The 17,082-nt window shown below is 63.3% G+C and carries 20 protein-coding genes; 13 read left to right on the forward strand and 7 right to left on the reverse strand.

The window, feature by feature from the left end:
* Position 1: 1 nt before the first annotated feature.
* Positions 2 to 1,147, reverse strand: a complete 1,146-nt coding sequence (locus BM186_RS00830; protein WP_074913047.1) for a serine hydrolase domain-containing protein — start codon at positions 1,145 to 1,147, stop codon at positions 2 to 4.
* A gap of 220 nt (positions 1,148 to 1,367) precedes the next feature.
* Here BM186_RS00830 and mbhE point away from each other — a divergent pair, with 220 nt between their 5' ends.
* Genes mbhE through mnhG form a run of 6 tightly spaced genes read left to right on the forward strand, consistent with a single transcriptional unit; the run spans position 1,368 to position 7,128 of the window.
* Entirely contained in the window at positions 1,368 to 4,088 is a 2,721-nt protein-coding gene (gene mbhE / locus BM186_RS00835; RefSeq protein ID WP_074913049.1) for a hydrogen gas-evolving membrane-bound hydrogenase subunit E, read from the forward strand.
* A complete protein-coding gene (locus BM186_RS00840; RefSeq protein WP_021488444.1) occupies positions 4,088 to 4,492 on the forward strand; it encodes a sodium:proton antiporter in 405 nt (134 codons plus the stop codon). The genes mbhE and BM186_RS00840 overlap by 1 nt, the downstream gene beginning before the upstream one ends.
* On the forward strand, positions 4,489 to 5,985 hold the full coding sequence (locus tag BM186_RS00845; protein ID WP_074913051.1) for a proton-conducting transporter transmembrane domain-containing protein: 1,497 nt from the start codon (positions 4,489 to 4,491) through the stop codon (positions 5,983 to 5,985). The genes BM186_RS00840 and BM186_RS00845 overlap by 4 nt, the downstream gene beginning before the upstream one ends.
* The gene (locus BM186_RS00850) at positions 5,985 to 6,482 is read left to right on the forward strand and encodes a Na+/H+ antiporter subunit E (RefSeq protein ID WP_072422652.1); all 498 of its coding nucleotides are present in this window, start codon (positions 5,985 to 5,987) and stop codon (positions 6,480 to 6,482) included. Before BM186_RS00845 ends, BM186_RS00850 begins: the two co-directional genes overlap by 1 nt.
* The gene (locus tag BM186_RS00855; RefSeq protein WP_045734460.1) at positions 6,479 to 6,790 is read left to right on the forward strand and encodes a monovalent cation/H+ antiporter complex subunit F; all 312 of its coding nucleotides are present in this window, start codon (positions 6,479 to 6,481) and stop codon (positions 6,788 to 6,790) included. Before BM186_RS00850 ends, BM186_RS00855 begins: the two co-directional genes overlap by 4 nt.
* Positions 6,787 to 7,128 (forward strand): monovalent cation/H(+) antiporter subunit G, encoded by a 342-nt coding sequence (mnhG, locus tag BM186_RS00860; protein WP_074913053.1) that lies wholly within the window; start codon positions 6,787 to 6,789, stop codon positions 7,126 to 7,128. The genes BM186_RS00855 and mnhG overlap by 4 nt, the downstream gene beginning before the upstream one ends.
* A gap of 5 nt (positions 7,129 to 7,133) precedes the next feature.
* Here mnhG and dinG read toward each other — a convergent pair whose 3' ends face one another.
* Positions 7,134 to 9,278 (reverse strand): ATP-dependent DNA helicase DinG, encoded by a 2,145-nt coding sequence (gene dinG / locus BM186_RS00865; RefSeq protein WP_074913055.1) that lies wholly within the window; start codon positions 9,276 to 9,278, stop codon positions 7,134 to 7,136.
* A 140-nt stretch (positions 9,279 to 9,418) separates the two neighbouring features.
* Between dinG and BM186_RS00870 the strand changes: the two genes are divergently transcribed.
* Positions 9,419 to 9,883, forward strand: coding sequence for a CopD family protein (locus BM186_RS00870; protein WP_072422655.1), 465 nt, complete (start codon positions 9,419 to 9,421; stop codon positions 9,881 to 9,883).
* 49 nt (positions 9,884 to 9,932) lie between these two features.
* On the opposite strand, the gene BM186_RS00875 is transcribed toward BM186_RS00870, so the two are convergent.
* From BM186_RS00875 to BM186_RS27065, 4 genes are all read right to left on the reverse strand, one after another.
* A complete protein-coding gene (locus BM186_RS00875; protein ID WP_074913057.1) occupies positions 9,933 to 10,694 on the reverse strand; it encodes a hypothetical protein in 762 nt (253 codons plus the stop codon).
* Positions 10,687 to 10,992 carry a DUF1145 domain-containing protein gene (locus BM186_RS00880; protein WP_074913059.1) on the reverse strand — a complete coding sequence of 102 codons (306 nt, stop codon included), beginning with the start codon at positions 10,990 to 10,992 and terminating at the stop codon, positions 10,687 to 10,689. Before BM186_RS00880 ends, BM186_RS00875 begins: the two co-directional genes overlap by 8 nt.
* Before the next feature lie 159 nt (positions 10,993 to 11,151).
* Positions 11,152 to 11,886: a PA1041 family peptidoglycan-binding anchor lipoprotein gene (locus BM186_RS00885; protein WP_074913061.1), complete on the reverse strand. Its 735-nt coding sequence runs from the start codon at positions 11,884 to 11,886 to the stop codon at positions 11,152 to 11,154.
* Between the two features lie 143 nt (positions 11,887 to 12,029).
* The gene (locus BM186_RS27065; protein ID WP_074913063.1) at positions 12,030 to 12,662 is read right to left on the reverse strand and encodes an OmpA family protein; all 633 of its coding nucleotides are present in this window, start codon (positions 12,660 to 12,662) and stop codon (positions 12,030 to 12,032) included.
* Between the two features lie 163 nt (positions 12,663 to 12,825).
* Between BM186_RS27065 and BM186_RS00895 the strand changes: the two genes are divergently transcribed.
* From BM186_RS00895 to BM186_RS00905, 3 genes are all read left to right on the forward strand, one after another.
* The gene (locus tag BM186_RS00895; protein ID WP_072422660.1) at positions 12,826 to 13,323 is read left to right on the forward strand and encodes a DUF6231 family protein; all 498 of its coding nucleotides are present in this window, start codon (positions 12,826 to 12,828) and stop codon (positions 13,321 to 13,323) included.
* A gap of 4 nt (positions 13,324 to 13,327) precedes the next feature.
* Positions 13,328 to 13,810 carry a YchJ family protein gene (locus BM186_RS00900; RefSeq protein ID WP_074913065.1) on the forward strand — a complete coding sequence of 161 codons (483 nt, stop codon included), beginning with the start codon at positions 13,328 to 13,330 and terminating at the stop codon, positions 13,808 to 13,810.
* Positions 13,811 to 13,877: 67 nt separating this feature from the next.
* Positions 13,878 to 14,993 (forward strand): hypothetical protein, encoded by a 1,116-nt coding sequence (locus tag BM186_RS00905; RefSeq protein WP_074913067.1) that lies wholly within the window; start codon positions 13,878 to 13,880, stop codon positions 14,991 to 14,993.
* Positions 14,994 to 15,059: 66 nt separating this feature from the next.
* On the opposite strand, the gene BM186_RS00910 is transcribed toward BM186_RS00905, so the two are convergent.
* A complete protein-coding gene (locus BM186_RS00910; RefSeq protein ID WP_074913069.1) occupies positions 15,060 to 15,614 on the reverse strand; it encodes a hypothetical protein in 555 nt (184 codons plus the stop codon).
* 192 nt (positions 15,615 to 15,806) lie between these two features.
* On the opposite strand from BM186_RS00910, the gene BM186_RS00915 reads away from it, so the two are divergent.
* From BM186_RS00915 to BM186_RS00925, 3 genes are read left to right on the forward strand one after another with little or no spacing between them, the layout of a single operon-like run.
* Complete coding sequence (locus tag BM186_RS00915; RefSeq protein WP_026088655.1) at positions 15,807 to 16,304, forward strand: LEA/WHy family protein; 498 nt, start codon at positions 15,807 to 15,809, stop codon at positions 16,302 to 16,304.
* Between the two features lie 17 nt (positions 16,305 to 16,321).
* Positions 16,322 to 16,516, forward strand: coding sequence for an SEC-C metal-binding domain-containing protein (locus BM186_RS00920; protein WP_017677822.1), 195 nt, complete (start codon positions 16,322 to 16,324; stop codon positions 16,514 to 16,516).
* 7 nt (positions 16,517 to 16,523) lie between these two features.
* Positions 16,524 to 16,988 (forward strand): DUF2489 domain-containing protein, encoded by a 465-nt coding sequence (locus BM186_RS00925; protein WP_074913071.1) that lies wholly within the window; start codon positions 16,524 to 16,526, stop codon positions 16,986 to 16,988.
* Positions 16,989 to 17,082: the final 94 nt, after the last annotated feature.

Below are 17,082 nucleotides of genomic sequence, written 5' to 3' on the forward strand. Positions count from 1 at the left end.
ATCAGATACAGTCCGCAATCTGCCGCGCAAGTTTCTGCGCGCGGGGGTCCATCAAGACGAACGGTCCTAGATTGTTGGTGACGAAACCAAATGCCAGGTCTCGCTCCGGGTCGGCAAAACCACTGGAACCACCAGCACCGGGATGGCCGAAGGCTTTCGCCCCCATCCCATAGGTGGCGTTAGCCACATCGGCCTGATCGAGCATGCAGCCGAGGCCGAAACGCGTGCGAGTCAGCAGGGTCTTGTCGTCACCGACGCTGTGCTCGCGGGTCATTTCGCCCAGCAGGTCAGCATCGAGCAGGCTGCCGTCGAGCAGACCCGCATAGAAGCCCGCCAGGCTGCGCGCGTTGCCGTGTCCATTGGCTGCCGGTTGCTGCATGCGCCGCCACTCCGGCTTGTTGGTGCTGGTCATGATCGACGGCGGGTTGGTGAACGAGCGCGTGCTCATGGCATTGGCGTCACTCATCATCACCTTGAGCAGGCGCTGCGCGGCGGCATCGCCGAGGTTGCCCTTGCCGCGAGCGATATGGGCGACGCGCTCGAACTCGCTGTCAGCCAGGCCGACATGGAAATCCAGCTCCAGTGGCTTGGCGATGCGCGCAGCGATGCTCTCGCCCGGGCCACGGCCTTCCACACGGCGAATCAGCTCACCGATCAGCCAACCATAGGTAATGGGCGCATAACCATGACCCTCACCCAGCGGCCACCAAGGCTCTTCAGCTGCCAGCGCGCCGGTCATGGTCTGCCAGTCGTACAGCGCCTCAGCGGGCAGCGCCTGGCGCAACGCCGGCAAGCCGGCCTGATGGCAGAGCAGGTGACGCACACTGATGCGCTGTTTGCCGGCTGCAGCGAACTCCGGCCAGTAGCGCGCCACCGGCGTATCCAGGTCGAGCTTGCCCTCGCCCACCAGTTGCAGGGCCACCACGGCGGCGAAGGGTTTGGTGCAGGAGAACAGATTGGCGATGGTGTCGCTGTGCCAGGCCTGCTGGCCGTCCTTGTCCATGACTCCGGCCCACAGGTCGACCACGGTTTCCCCGCCGACCTTCACGCACAGGGCCGCGCCCCGTTCCTGCGCGTCGTCGAACAGTGCGGCGAATGCGTCCCTCACCGCTTCGAAGCGCAAGTCGAAATAGCCCTGAATCTGCACGCTGTTCTCCTGTTTCGCTGCTTATCTCAATACTGCCAATGATGGCAGCCGCCTATCATGCAATGTTCTGAAACTTCATAAAATAGCGATCTTCGATTGGTTTTTCCTATGATGAAACAAATGCGGCCTGATATGACCAATACGCCCTGAATAGCGCAGCTACGGTGGATACGTAGTCGTCAGGCCGCCTTGGATTCGACGCTCGGCACAGGAGAAACGAGTGCTCTACCTACTGTCCCTGATCGCCCTGGCCGCCATCATGGCACCCGGCCTGACGCGCCTGTTGGGTGCTCGCACAGGTTGGCTGCTGATGCTGGCGCCGCTGGCGGCCTTCGTCTGGTTCGTTCAACAGATCCCGCTGATCGCCGGTGGCGGCGCCGTGATGCAAAGCCTGAGCTGGATTCCGGCACTGGATATCAACCTGAGCCTGCGCCTGGATGGCCTCTCGCTGGTTTTTGCCCTGCTGATCAGCGGCATCGGCAGCCTGATCGTGCTGTACGCCGGCAGTTATCTGTCCAGCCACGTCCACCTCGGCCGCTTTCACGCGTACTTGCTGGTGTTCATGTTGGCGATGCTCGGCCTGGTGCTGGCCGACGACCTGGTGGCGATGTTCGTGTTCTGGGAGCTGACCAGTATCGCCTCCTTCCTGCTGATCAGTTTTCAACACGACAAAGCGGTATCGCGCCGTGCGGCGTTGCAGGCGCTGCTGATCACCGGCGGCGGCGGCCTGGCGCTGCTGGCGGGACTGATCCTGCTCGGTGGCGCGACGGGCAACTGGCAGTTCTCCAATCTCAGCGCCGAGCAGATCGAAGGCCATGTGCTGCTGCCGGCGATCATTGCCCTGGTGCTGCTGGGCTGCTTCACCAAATCGGCGCAGGTGCCCTTCCATCTGTGGCTGCCCAATGCGATGAACGCACCCACTCCGGTGTCGGCCTATCTGCATTCGGCGACCATGGTAAAAGCCGGCATCTACCTGCTGGCCCGTCTCAACCCGGTACTCGGCGGCTCCGTCGGCTGGGGCACCCTGCTGATTACCTTCGGCGCAGCCACTGCAGTGCTCGGCGCCTTCCTCGCCTTCCGCCAGACCGACCTCAAGCGCCTGCTGGCGTACACCACGGTGACCGTGCTGGGCCAGCTGACCATGCTGATCGGCACCAACACCAGCTATGGCCTGCAGGCGTTCGTGCTCTATCTGGTGGCGCATTCTCTCTATAAAGGTGCGCTGTTCATGGCAGTCGGCGCCATCGACCACGCCACCGGCACCCGCGAGCTGGCACGCCTGGGTGGTTTGATCCGGTTCATGCCCTTGACTGGTGCGGCAGTAGCCCTGGCAGCATTCTCCAATGCCGGCCTGCCGCCTTTCTTCGGCTTCATCGCCAAGGAGTTCAAGTACACCGGCCTGATCGAGATGGGTCATATCGGCTGGGCGGTAACGCTGGTGATGATCCTTACCAACGCCCTGCTGTTCGCCGCTGCCGGCCTGGTCTTCCTGCAGACCTTCCTCGGCAAGCGTGGCGACTATCCGCGCACGCCGCGCGAAGTCGGCTTGCCGATGTGGCTGGGGCCGATGCTGTTGGCCATCGGCGGTTTCCTGCTCGGCGCCTGGAATGCCTGGCCGGAGACCTGGCTGGTGAACAACGCGGTGCAGGCCGTGGCACGCGGCCCGGTGGATGTGCATCTGTATCTGTGGGGCGGCCTCACCCCAGCGCTTGTAGCCAGCTTGCTGACAGTATCGCTGGGCGTGCTGTTCTACGTGATGCGCGACCGGGTACGGCAGGCGCTCGATCGTGCCAACGCGGCCTGGAACGTCAGTGGCGACCTGCTCTGGGATCGTTTGCTCAAACGCGTTTTCCACCTCGCCGGTCTGCTTGCCGCCCGTTTCCAGCACGGCTCCTTGCGTCAGCATCTGGTGCTGCTGGCCCTGGCGGTCGGTGGCCTGTTGGCGGTCGGTTTGTTGCCGGCGCTGCCGCAACTGCTACAGGGCAACTACAGCCCGATCTCGCCGCTGGGCCTGGCCGGCTGCCTGTTGGCACTGGCCGGCGGTGTGGCAGCGGCGTTCCTGCCTGGCCGCCTGACCTTGCTGGCCGCACTGGGCGCCTGCGGCCTGGGCCTGGCGCTGGTATTCGTCTCGGTCAATGCACCGGACGTGGCGATGACCCAGCTGATGGTGGAAACCCTCAGTCTGATCTTCCTCGCCCTGGTGTTTCGCAAGATGCCCACAGTTCCCACCAGCGGTGCACGCGCGCCGTGGAAGCGACGCCTGCACGCCAGCGTAGCGATCCTCTTCGGCCTCAGCGTGACCGGTGCCCTGCTGCTGGCGGTGAGCCTGCCACTGCCGGGCGAAATCGCCCAGTGGTATCAGGCCAACAGCTTGCCGGGTGGCCACGGGCATAACGTGGTCAACGTGATCCTGGTGGACTTCCGCGCGTTCGATACCCTGGGCGAGATCCTCGTGGTCGCCCTCTCTGCCCTGGCGGCGGCCAGCCTGCTGAGCACCGGCCGGCGCTTCGGCAACGAGCATAGCGGGGAAGATGCCTTCACCTCGCCGCTGCTGCGTCAAGGCTTGCGCCCGCTGGCCTGGTTGATGATGGCCGCCTCGCTGCTGGTGCTGTGGCGCGGTCACAACCTGCCCGGCGGAGGTTTCATAGGCGGCTTGGTGGCGGCCTGCGGCCTGATCCTGCTGGTGCTGACCTACGGCCACGGGCAGATTCGCCGGGTGCTGCCCGTTGCGCCTGCGCAGCTGATCGGTATCGGCCTGGGTTGTGCTGCGGGTGCCGGCATGCTTGGCCTGATCGCGGGCAGCGCCTTTCTTACCGGTCTCTGGACCTTCCCTGGCGGGCTGCCGCTGGGTACGCCCTTGCTCTTCGATATCGGCGTTTTCCTCACCGTGTTCGGCTCCGCCCTGCACATGATCGACAAGCTGACGGGAGTTCGCCAGTAATGGAATGGCTAGCCGCAATCACTACCGGAGGCCTGGCGGGTCTGGGTCTGTGGATGCTCCTGGATCGCAATCTCAAGCGCGTCGTGCTGGGCGTCGTGGTCCTGGGTAACGCAATCAACCTGGGGGTTCTCACCGCCGGACGCTTCTTCGGCGAACGCCCGGCCTTCGTCGAGGCTGGCAACGCTGCCAGCACGGCCAACCCATTGCCACAGGCATTGGTACTGACGGCCATCGTCATCGGTTTCAGCCTGTTCATCTTCGCCCTGGCGCTGCTCAAGCGCACCCGCGAACTGCATGGCGACAAGACCACCGACTCGGTCAGCTCGATCACCGAGCAACCGGCACCGGACTGGCACGACAGCGAGCATGAACACGACGCCAATGGTGCGGAGGCTCGCCGATGAATCACGCGTTACTCGTTGCGCCGATCCTCGTGCCCCTGTGCAGTCTGCTGCTGGCGATCATCCTGCGCCGCCACCTGCTGGCCGTGCGCGTGCTCAGCCTGACCGGCACCGCACTGCTGCTGGCCGTAGGCCTGGTGCTGGTCTGGCAGGCCGCACAAGGCGTGGTGCTCAGTGGGCAGGTGGGCGACTGGCAGGCGCCGTTCGGCATCAGCCTGGTGATCGATCGCCTGTCGGCGGTAATGATCGCCATCAGTGCCCTGGTCGCGCTGGTCACCCTGCTCTATGGCGTGGCCAAGGACAACGACAGCAAGATCGGTCGCGACTTTCACCTGTTCATCCAGGGTCTGCTGACCGGCATCTGCGGCGCCTTCATCACCGCCGACATCTTCAACCTCTATGTCTGGTTCGAGGTGCTGCTGATCGCCTCCTTCGCCCTGATGGCGCTTGGCGGCGGCAGCCGCCGGCTGGCTGGCAGCATGACCTACGTGGCCCTTAACCTGTTCGCCACGCTGATCTTCCTGCTCTCCGCCGGCCTGGTCTATGGCGCCAGCGGCACGCTGAACATGGGCGAGCTGGCAGTGATCATGCGCAGCGGTGAGGCGCCACCAGGCGTAACGCCGGCGCTGTTGCTGATGCTGCTGTCGTTTGCCATCAAGGCCGCGCTGTTCCCGGTGTTCGGCTGGCTGCCGGCCACCTATCACGTCGCCCTGACGGCGGTTTCGGCGATGTTCGCAGGGCTGCTGACCAAGGTCGGCGTATATGCGCTGATTCGCCTGGTGACCCTGCTCTGGCCGGAATACGGTCTGCCGCATCAACTGCTGCTGTGGGTCGCCTGCGCCACCATGCTGGTGGGCGTTCTGGGTGCGGCGGCGCAGACCGAGGTGCGCCGTATCCTGTCGTTCCACATCGTCAGTCAGGTCGGTTACATGATCCTCGGCCTCGCCCTGGCCACCCCGCTGGCGCTGGCCGGCGCGGTGTTCTACCTGATCCACCATATCGTGGTGAAGGCCAACCTGTTCTTCATCGGCGGCCTGGCGGCGCGCATCTGCGGCTCCGAGCGCCTGGCTGACATGGGTGGGCTGTACAAGCGCATGCCCTGGCTGGCGCTGCTGTTCGCCATTCCGGCGCTGTCGCTGGCAGGCATTCCGCCGCTGTCCGGTTTCTGGGCCAAGTTCCTGCTGGTCAAGGCCAGCCTGGATGCCGCTGCGTGGTGGGCGGCGGGCATCGCCCTGCTGACCGGTGTGTTCACCCTGCTATCGATGAACAAGATCTGGAACGAAGCATTTCTCAAGCCCCATCCGGGAGGTGAAGAAGCGCTGCAAACGGTTACCGGTATACGCGCGGCCTGGTTGGGCATGAGCGCCCTGGCACTGCTGACCGTGTTGATCGGCCTGGGCGCCGGCCCGCTGATCGACTATGCCGTGGCGGCCGCCGCGCAACTCGCCGATCCGCAAGCCTATCTGCAACCCTTCACTGGCGCAGGAGGTACCTGATGCTGTTTGTCATCCATTTGCTGGCAAGCGCCGGCCTGGCCTGGAGCCTCGGCGCCGCTCATCTCGGTGGTGGCCTGCTGGCCTTCGCCCTGCTCTACCTGATCGCTCGCCTGCTGGGCCTGGCAATCGGGCGCCTGCGTCGTTACGCACGCAGCCTGGAGCATGGTGTGAGCTTCTGCCTGTGGTTCATCGCCCAGGTGTTTCTCGCTACCTACCACGTCGCCACTTTGGTGCTGGCGCGCCGAGTAGATGTGGAACCGGCTGTGCTGGCCTACCCGGTGACTCGCCGCGAGGTGGACAAGGTCACCCTGCTCGGTACCCTGCTGACCCTGACCCCCGGCACCCTGGCCCTGGACTATGACGAGGAGCAAGGCCTGCTCTATATCCACGCCCTCGATGCGCGGCGCCGCGAGGACGTGACCGAAATCCTCATCGAGTTGGAACGCCGCCTGTTGGCCTGGCTCGATGCCGGCAAAGCCGAAGGAGTAACGCCATGACCCTGCACCTGGCCGGTGCCGCCTGGGTATTGCCCCTGGCTGCAGCCTTGCTCGCATTGAGCGGTTTGATCAGCCTCTATCGCCTGTTGCGCGGGCCGAGCCGCCCGGATCGTGCGGTGGCCATCGACGCCCTCACCCTGCTGGCGGTCGCCGCCATGGCGCTGCTGTGCCTGATGCGCGGCGAGGCGCTGTTCATCGACGTCGCCGTGCTGCTGGCACTGGTGTCGTTTCTCGGCACGGCAGCCTTTGCCTTCCTGTTCGATGACGCCCACAGCCAGATGCCGGAGAAGAGCGAGGAACGCCCATGAACGAAGTACAAGCCTGGCTGGCCTCGCTGCTGGTACTGAGCGGCGCAGTGATCTCTCTGCTTGGCGCGATTGGCGTGCTGCGCCTGCCCGATAGCTACAGCCGCATGCATGCGGCGAGCAAGGCCGGGCTTCTCGGCGCCGTCCTGTTACTTGGCGCAGTCGCCTTGGCCAGCAGTGGCGAGCTGGCACTGGAGGCCTTTCTCGGCCTGCTGATTCTGCTGGCCAGCGCCCCGCTGGCAGCGCACGCCATCGCCCGCGCCGCGCACCGCGCCGGCATTCGGCCGACGCTGGGGCGCTTGGGTGATGAGCTGGAACAGCGCAACAGGGGTGGTGAATAGATCGTTCAGTCGATCTGCCGGCGAAACGGCGGCAACGCATTGAGAATGGACTTGCCGTAGCGTTGGGTGACCACACGCCTATCCAGCAAGGTGATGGTGCCGCGATCGGCCTCGGTACGCAGCAGGCGACCGCAGGCCTGCACCAGGCGCAGCGAGGCGTCCGGTACAGCGATTTCCATGAAGGGATTACCGCCGCGCGCCTCGATCCACTCGGCCAGCGCCGCCTCAACCGGGTCATCCGGTACGGCGAAGGGAATCTTGGCGATCACCACATGCTCGCAGTAGGCACCGGGCAAGTCGACACCCTCGGCGAAACTGGCCAGGCCGAACAGCACGCTTTCCTCACCAGAATCGACACGCGCCTTGTGCTTGTTCAGGGTTTCCTGCTTGGACAGGTTGCCCTGAATGAACACGCGTTTGCGCCAGTCGCGATCCAGGCCGTCGAACACGTCCTGCATCTGCTTGCGCGAGGAGAACAGCACCAGCGTCCCGCGACTGCCTGCGACCAGGCCCGGCAGCTCGCGGATGATGGCTGCCGTATGCACCGCCGCCTCACGCGGGTCGGCCTTCAGGTCGGGCACGCGCAGCAAACCGGCATCGGCATGATGGAAGGGGCTCGGCACAATGGCGCTGACCGCCACCTTGGGCAGGCCGGCGCGCATACGATAGCGGTCGAAGGTGCCCAGCGCGGTGAGCGTGGCGGAGGTCACCAAGGCGCCGTGGGCGACATTCCACAGGTTGCGGCGTAAGGTCTCGGCGGCCAGGATTGGGCTGGCGTTGACCTCGATATCGAACAGCGCACCGCTCTCGACCAGGATCAGCCAGCGTGCCATGGGTGGGCTTTCCTCGGGGTCTTCAGCGGTGAAGGCCAGCCACAGCTCCCAGTTGCCCTTGGCGCGCGCCATCAGGCTGCCGAACAGCGGATACCACTCCTCGGCCTGGTGGCTGGCGATGCCCACAGAGCCCTCGCCGTCCATGGCCTCCTTGAGCAGCTCGGTAACACCGGTGAACAGGTCATTGAGCTTGGAGAAGCCCTTCTTCAGCTCCAGCCCCAGCTCGGTCAGATGCTCCGGCACCACGCCGCCGACGAAGCGGTGACGCGGGCGCTCGCGTCCTTCCATGTCCTCGCCGGCCTTGAAGTCGGCGATCTGCTCGCAGGCAGCGAACATGAACTGCTGCTGAGTCTTCAGCTCGCGGGCCAGCTCCGGCACCTGTTCGATCAGACGGCCGAGATCGCCCGGCAACGGGTTCTGCGCCAGCAGCTTGGTCAGATTCTTGTCGATCTGGGTCAGCCAGTCGGCGGTCGAGCGCAGGCGGGTGAAGTGGGCGAAGTGGCCGATGGCCTTGTCCGGCAGGTGATGGCCCTCGTCGAACACATAGATGGTTTCGCGCGGGTCGGGCAGTACCGCGCCGCCGCCGAGCGCCAGGTCGGCCAGCACCATGTCGTGGTTGGTGACGATCACGTCGACCTTGCCCATGCCCTCGCGCGCTTTATAGAAAGCGCACTGCTGGAAGTTCGGGCAGTGGCGGTTGGTGCACTGGCTGTGGTCAGTGGTCAGTTGCGCCCAGCGCACGTCCTCCAGCTCTTCGGGCCAGCTGTCGCGGTCACCATCCCATTTATTGCCGGCGAGCTTCTCGATCATCGCGGTGAACAGCTTCTGGCCCTGCTCGTCGACGTCGATGCGAAAGCCTTCTTCCTCGAACAGTTGCGCAGTGGCGCTCTGCGCGGCACCGTCCTGCAGCAGGTGGTCGAGCTTGGACAGGCACAGGTAGCGGCCACGGCCCTTGGCCAGGGCGAAGCTGAAATTAAGGCCGCTGTTGCGCAACAGATCAGGCAGATCCTTGTGCACGATCTGTTCCTGCAGGGCCACGGTGGCGGTGGCGATCACCAGGCGCTTGCCAGCGGCCTTGGCCGTGGGAATGGTGGCCAGGCTGTAGGCCACCGTCTTGCCGGTACCGGTGCCCGCCTCGACCGCCACCACGGCCGGGTCGCCCAGACGCTTGCCCTCGTCATCGGTCTTGATGGTGCCGAGCACCTTGGCGATCTCGGCGATCATCAAGCGCTGGCCATAGCGCGGCTTGAGCGACTTGGCCTCGAGAAAGCGCGAATAGGCGCCCTGGATCTGGGACTTGAGTTCGGTACTGAGCATGGATTCTGAAACGAAAAAGGCTGGATAAATTTTCAGTATTCGCGGAGCGGTCGCTATCATAGCGCGGCAATCGATCTGGCGCTGACTCGCGTGCCAATCGAATGAACCGACCTGCCAAACGGCCCCTCTGGAGATACCGCATGACACCCTACGCACCACTCTATGCGCTACACCTGTTGGCCGCCGTCGTCTGGGTCGGCGGGATGTTCTTCGCCTGGATGATCCTGCGCCCGGCGGCGGTGGACATACTGGAGCCACCAGCACGCCTACGCCTGTGGCTGAGTGTGTTCAAACGCTTCTTCGTCTGGGTCTGGATAGCGGTAGCAGTCCTGCCCCTGACTGGAGTCGGCATGCTGCACATGAGCTACAGCGGTTTCGACGCCGCGCCGCGCTACGTGCACGTCATGATGGGTCTGTATCTGGTGATGCTCGCCCTGTTCCTGCGCATTCAGGCGCTGCAGCTGCCGCAGCTGCGGCGCGCTGTGGAGAGCGAGAACTGGCCTGCAGGCGGCGAGGTGCTGGGGCGGATTCGCAAAGTGGTCGGCAGCAACCTGCTGATCGGCCTGGCACTGATGACGCTAGCGGCCATGCGCCCGCCATTCTGATCGACGCGGCTGCCTTCCTCTGCATGGCAACGAAGGCAGCGACGGTTACTTAGAAACGAAACACCTGCATGGCACCACTGCGTCCAGCTGCTCCCTCGCGTCCAGCCTGGCCGGGTTTGCCATCGGCAGCACCCTCTACGCCGTAGAGCAGGCAGCCCTTGGCAGCGCCCCCACGGCCGGGGCGCCCCGCCGAACCGGCTGCACCACCCGCGCCGCCGTCGAGCAACACCTGCATGCGCTCGACCTCGACATGGTGAGGCACCTCCAGCACCACGCTGCCGCCTGCAGCACCTTCATGCCCATCGGTGCCGTCCTGACCATCGTGGCCAGCACTGGCCTGCCCCCAGGTGCAACCACCCGGCTGCCCATGCGCGCCATCCAGTCCGGCATAACCCGGTCTGCCCTGACCACCGCGCACATCGAGGGTCAAGGATTCGAATGTCAGCTTGTGCAGCTTGAGCTTGATCTCTCGCCCAGGCGTGGCTGGCCGGGTGTAAGTGCCAGCGGCACCTTTGGCGCTGATCCAGGCACCCGGGCCGATATCGGCGTCCTCTACCACCAGTCGCAGTGGCTGATCGCTGGGTGCAATGCCAATACGCGCGTCGCGGCCCATGAGCAGCTCACCGATATGCAACTCGGTCACCGTTGCCGGAATCATCAGGGTCGCCTGATCCGCCACTTCCAGCCGTTCGAGCTGCAGGCTGCTACTGGCGACCGGCAAACGCATCAGGGTATTGGACGGCACCGTGACCTGCGCAGCGGCCAACGACGGACCTGCGAACAGGCAAAGCAACAGAGCGAGACTACGCATGAGCCGCCTCCTCGAGCGCTGCTGCAACAGCGCTTTCAGGCCCTTGCTCGGCCTTCAGCGGATAGAGGTGAAAAATGCCGAACAGCAGGACCTGTACACGATCCAGCCAGGGGTTAGTGCGACCGGACAGGAGCCCCGAGAACAGCCACAGTTGTACCCCATGCAGCAGCGCAAGAAAGCCCGCGAGCAGATAGACGAGCTGTTCGAACGGCGCACCAAAACGCTTGGCCAGCGCCGCCGCAAATACCAGCCAGAAAGCCAAGGCCAGCGCCTTGCCCATCATCAACAATGCTTTCATCCCCGCCCTCTTGCTCTGGTTTTTCTAATAGCGCAGCACGTTAACCGGTCGCGGCCCGGACCACCAGAGCGAGGGAATATTTTCCGTGATCTCAGCTATCGCCAGCCGTAAAAGCGACACCCCCCAGGCCAATGATGACCTGTGGGGCGCCCCTGCGCTTCAACGGGAAACGTACAACTCCACGCGGCGGTTCTGTGCGCGGCCGGCATCGCTGCCGTTATCCGCCACCGGTTGGCTCTCACCACGGCCTTCGGTACTGAGCTTGCCGGCAGGCACACCCTGGGCGATGAGAAAGTCGGCAACACTGCGTGCGCGGCGCTCGGACAAGCCCTGGTTGTAGGCATCAGAACCAACGCTATCGGTATGCCCGACGACCTTGACTGCGACCAGACTGGCACCGGTCAGGCGGGTACTGACGTCGGCAAGCAGACGCCGCGCCTCACCCGTCAGTTCGGCTGAATCGAACGCGAACAGCACATTTCCCACGTCACTGAGAACGATGACCTCATCCTGCGCCTGCTGCTCCATCACCGGCTCGTCCGCAACACTGGCGGGGTATTGCGGCAAAGGGCAACCGTTATGGCCTACCGCAGTACCGGCTGGCGTGCCGGGGCAGCGATCACGGCGGTCGAACACACCGTCGCCATCTTCGTCGCCGTCCTGCGCATAGCAGATGATGGTACCCAGCAGAGCGCCGGCTACCGCGCCGCCTGCTGCCCAGGTGGAACTTTCGATTGCGCCGAGGCCGCCACCGGCCAGGGCTCCAATCGCACTGCACAGGGGCCAGTTCCCCTGGTTGAGCGGCGCGTCTCCCGTACTGGAAGTCGTGGCACAACCCGAGAGAACACTGCTGACCAGGAGAAAGGGTAAAACCCTCGAAAACTTGATTCTCATGGCGGTGTCTCCTGTGATACCGGCATGTTGCCGGTATCACAGGAGTAAAGACGGCGACAGGATTTCAGACAAGAAAAGGCCCGACCGATGGAAATCGGTCGGGCCTTCGCGGGTTACACCTGACTTGGCTTACACGAAGCGCCTTAAGGCTGAGCTTCGACCTCGGCTTCCACGCGACGGTTGATGGCGCGACCATCAGCAGTGGCGTTGTCGGCAACCGGGCGGCTCTCGCCATAACCCACAGCCTGCACACGGCCGGACTCGACACCGTACTGGTTGACCAGAACGTCACGCACGGCACTGGCACGGCGCTCGGACAGGCCCTGGTTGTAAGCATCGCTGCCCACCGAGTCGGTGTGACCTTCAACCACGGTGCTGGTCTGCGGATACTGTTTCATGAAGTCGGCCAGGGCTTTGATGTCGCCATAGCTTTCCTGCTTGACCTGGGCCTTGTCGAAGTCGAACTTGACGTCCAGTTCGACACGAACGGCTTCGGCTGGCTCGACAACGGCAACCTCCTCGACCATGACTTCTTCTTCAACTACTGCGACTTGTTGAGCTTCGGCACCATGTACCCAGCAATAAGCTGCGCCAAGACCAGCACCGAGCGCAGCACCAGCACCAGCCCAGGAAGAACTTTCGATGGCCCCTAACGCCGCGCCACCAACACCGCCTACAGCTGCGCAGGTGGGCCAGTCGGTTTTCTGCAGGCCGGCGCAACCGGTCAGCAAGGTACTCGCCAGAATCAGGGGTACTGCGTTCCTTGTGATACTCATACTTTAGGTCTCCAATGTTCATCGGCCCATAACCGACTCAATAGTAGTAAAGACAGGAGTTGTACAATCCGCCAGCTATAGCAGCTTCTGCGGATAATTTTCTCTCACTCTAGGCCTGATACCGACACCACGTTAGTCTTTGCAGACTTTTCGAGGAAGTTCGATGACCGCCAGCCTTAGTACCCGTACTCCACAGCAAGCCATTGCGGCACTGCTTGCCCGCTATACCCCCGAGAAACTGCTGTTACTCGGCGCAAGCGAACTGCCCGCAGTCAGCGCCTTTCACGGCGCCCACCCGCAGTGTCAGGTCACCACCGCACCTGCTGCTCCCCTGGCGCCGGAACTGGCCGCACAGCGCTTCGACCTGGCAATTCTGGTCGACTGTCTGGAGCACTTACCCAAACGCGAAGGACTGCAACTACTGGGTGGCATTCGCAACCTCAACGCCAGCAGGGTCGCCGTGTTGCTCGACCTCAAGGCAGGTGATTGGCAGGAAACCGACTTTTTCGCCCTGGCCATGCAAGCCAGTGAACAGTTCCAGCGCGAGGGACAGACCCTGCATCTGTTCACCTATGATCTACTCGATTACAAGCAAGTTCCCGACTGGTTGAACGCGAAGTTCTGGGCTAATCCACAAAACTTCGGCAAATACTGGTGGTAGAGCGATGAACCCACTCGATCCCAATTGCCCTTGTGGCAGCGGTAATCCGCTGAGCCAGTGTTGTGGTCACTATCACGCGGGCACCCACGCGCCCAGCGCGGAGCTGCTGATGCGCTCGCGCTACAGCGCCTATGTACTGGGCCTGGTGGACTATCTGGTGGCCACTACCCTGCCCGTCCAGCAGCCGGCGCTCGACCGCGACGCGATGGCTGCCTGGAGCGCCCAAAGCACCTGGCTCGGCCTGGAAGTCGAAGGCAGCGAGGTATTCGGCGGCAAGCCAGAACACGCCCAGGTCAGCTTCGTCGCACGCTGGCACGATGACAACGGCGAACACCGCCACCGCGAATGCTCCGCTTTCGTTCAGGTGGACGGACGCTGGTTCTTCCTCGACCCGACGGTGCCACTGAAGGCCGGACGCAATGATCCTTGCCCCTGCCAGGGCGGGCAGAAGTTCAAGAAATGCTGTGCGCCCTACCTGAATGCCTGATTGGCGTTAATCCTGCTTTCTGCTTGAGTTGACACGTCCTGCGAGGACACTCAACAAGGAGAAAGCCATGCACAAGAAAAGTGGTATCGCTCTTATCCTGGCCGGCCTGCTAGCAGGCTGCGCCAACCAGCCCGGCGGGCTGCAAGGGGAAACGCTGGATCTGGGTGACAGCCAGCGCGTCAGCCGCCTGTTCGCCTACCCGAACAACTGCAGTGTGATCTGCTACCGCGACTGGACGCTGGAACAGACGGTCGAACACTACCTGCAACAGAGCCTGACGCGCGACGGTTACCCCCAGGCCAACGTGCGCGTAACACGCAAGGGGGAACGCATTCACGCCATTTTCGACGGCACGCCAACGGATTACGGCAAGTCCCTGCTGCAATTGCTCGATGCCGGTGATCTGGCCTATCAGGGCGCCAGCCAGCTCAATAGTGACGGCAAGTGGCAGTACAACTGGTATTTCTTCCTGCCCTTGGGCATGGCCCTGGAGAACCGCAAGAGCGTTGAGCTGCTGCACTTCCCACCCGACTACTCCCTGACTCAGGCCCAGGATTATCTGCGTTCGAGCACCACGGATCGCTGGGCGTCGCTGCTCAGTTTCAATGGTGTACAGGCGGAACAAACCCCCGCTTACCAGACCATCATCGACATCGCGCCCATCGCTGCCCCGGCCAGTGCCGGCAGTGCCCTGGAAGGCGTTTATGGCTATTTCACCAGCTATCAGCGGCGCATGGTCAGCGAGCTCAGCGTCGGCTCGGGCGATACCAGCCTGCCGATGGTCGCCTTTGGTGCACCGGTGCGCAGTTGGATCACGCAGCAATACGGGGTGAATCTGCCGGTGCTGGGCCTCGGCCAGATCGATGCAGCACCTGGGCAGCAGGTCTCAGTGCTCGGCGCCAACCACCCCAGCTACATCTGGTATGCGGCCGATCCAGCCAACAACAAGGGCAGCGAGGCCGCCGCCAACGCAGCAGGGATCAAGGTCATGGGGCAGGACCTGAGCGCCGCCTGCTGGCAGGCCGGTATGGGCCAGCAACCAACAGCTGATCCGCAGCAGACGCTGAACACCTGCACCGAAAAATGGCAAGTGACGGAGAAACTGCAAACCTGCGAACTGTTTTTCACCAGCGTGCGCAACCTCAAACCTGACGAGGCCGCTGCCAAATGCAAGGCGGGTTAATGGCCTGAACGCAAAACGCCGTGGCTGCGTGCGCAGTTCACGGCGTTTCAGTCAGGCTAGGAATGCTCAATCCTGCAGCTTCAGATGCGAGGTATCCGGTGCAGCCGCTGGAGTCGCAGGCTTGGCTTGCCCCATATCGCTACCAACGGGCGCCAGACTGAACTGCGACAGGTCGACCTGTGGCGCGGCAGCGTCGGGCCTGGCGTCCTGCAGATCGCTGCCTACCGGTGCGATATCGAAATCCGGGGCATCCACATCACTGAATGCGGCCATGTACTCATCTCGGGGGGCGACCTGCAGACGCCCCGGCCTGGCCGCGGGCGGTGCGGCTGTCGGTGCAGGTGCCGGCTCTATGGGCGGCGGCGGGGCCAGCCCGACTTCCTCGATCAACGCATCCATGTCGACGACCTCGACCCGCGCACCGGCACGCTCCAGCGTCGCGCGGTACTTCTCCGCCCCGGCGGCGTCGAGATTGTTCTTGATCACGATGCGGCGCCCGGAGAACAACTGGGCAATGCGCTGAGCATCGGCCTGGAACAGCTTGGCCATGTTGGCCTTGACCAGCTCCGGCTGGGCGCCCGGCACCAGTTGCCCGGAGAAGGCGATCTCGTAGCGACTCATGGTCACACTCCTGTCCTATTCGCCGCTCAGTATGGCGCAGGTTCCTTTGCCCTGACACTGCAGGCGTCTCATTCATGCTCTCCCGATTACCAACAACCCGAAACCTCCACAGTATCTCGTTGAAAATAATGAGTGCTTCCCCGTTGCAGCCAAGCGCTTGCTTGTTACACTGGGACGCAATGGGGGTATGAAATGTTTTCTCAGGCGCAAATGATAAGAATTATCAGCCTATTGATGTTTTTTGGCCTGCTTTCAGGCCTGCCAGGATGCTCCACCTGGATGACAGGTGGCTTCAAGGACCCGGACGTCCAACTCATCAAAGTTGATGTAGTCAAGGCCAGGCTGCTCGAACAGGAGTTCCGCCTGCGCTTTCGAATCGACAATCCCAACGGCGTCAGCCTGCCGGTGCGCGGGCTGGACTACAACGTCCATCTCAATGGTATCCAGCTGGCCGAGGGCTACTCCAACGAGTGGTTCACCGTGCCCGCCCACGGCCACCACACCTTCGAAGTACCGGTGCGCACCAACCTCTGGCGCCATGTGCGGCAGATCGTCAAGGCACTGGAAAAACCGGACGTGCCGATTCGCTATAGCCTCAAGGGTGAGGTGAAAACCGGCATGTTGTTCGGCCGAAGCGTGCACATGTCGCGGAATGGCGAGATAATTCCTGGCGATTTCATCCCCGAATAACCTGCACGAGTAACACCATGAGCAACCAACCCCACGTCCACGGCCCTGACTGCAACCATGACCACGATCATCACGATCACGGCCATGTGCACGGCCCGCACTGCAACCATGGCCATCAGGAGCCGGTGCGCAACGCGCTGAAGGATGTCGGCCGTAACGATCCTTGCCCATGCGGCAGTGAGAAGAAGTACAAGAAGTGCCACGGCGCCTGAACCGCGCATGAGTGCCCTGAACCTCACCCTGCTGCTGATCGGCCTGCTGCTGATCGCAGCGCTGGCCGCTTATGCCTGGCATCTGTGGCGCCGCGTCTGGGCGAACCAACGCGCCCGTGACGAAGCGCAGCAAGAGCGCCAGCAACGCATCGGCGGTGACCTGAGCATCCTCGCCAGCAGCCTGCTCGATGAGCAGTTGCCACTGATCGAAGGCTCCATCCGCATCAAGGTGCTGCTTGACAACTATGACAGCGCCCTGAGCAATGACAGCCGCTGCCAGGTGTTCCATCTGCTCTTCGAAGCCACCGCCGAGGTGCCCACGCATGCGGGCTGGAAAGCCTTGGACAAGGCCGAACGGCGGCGCTTCGAAAAACGCTTCAACGAGCTGGAACTGCAGCACAAGGCCGCTGCTCGCATCGCTGCACGCTGGTTACTGGACGAAGGACTGAAAGGGTCTCGAGCAAACGCCTGAGCCCCTCTTGCCAGGCTACGGCAGCCTCATTACCTTGGCGCCTTTGTGGCCGGTCATTGCGCGACCGGCCTCGACCGTCCGCACACCAAGGAAC

The organism is Ectopseudomonas toyotomiensis (assembly GCF_900115695.1).
In the GTDB taxonomy this organism is placed as follows: Bacteria; Pseudomonadota; Gammaproteobacteria; order Pseudomonadales; family Pseudomonadaceae; genus Aquipseudomonas; species Aquipseudomonas toyotomiensis.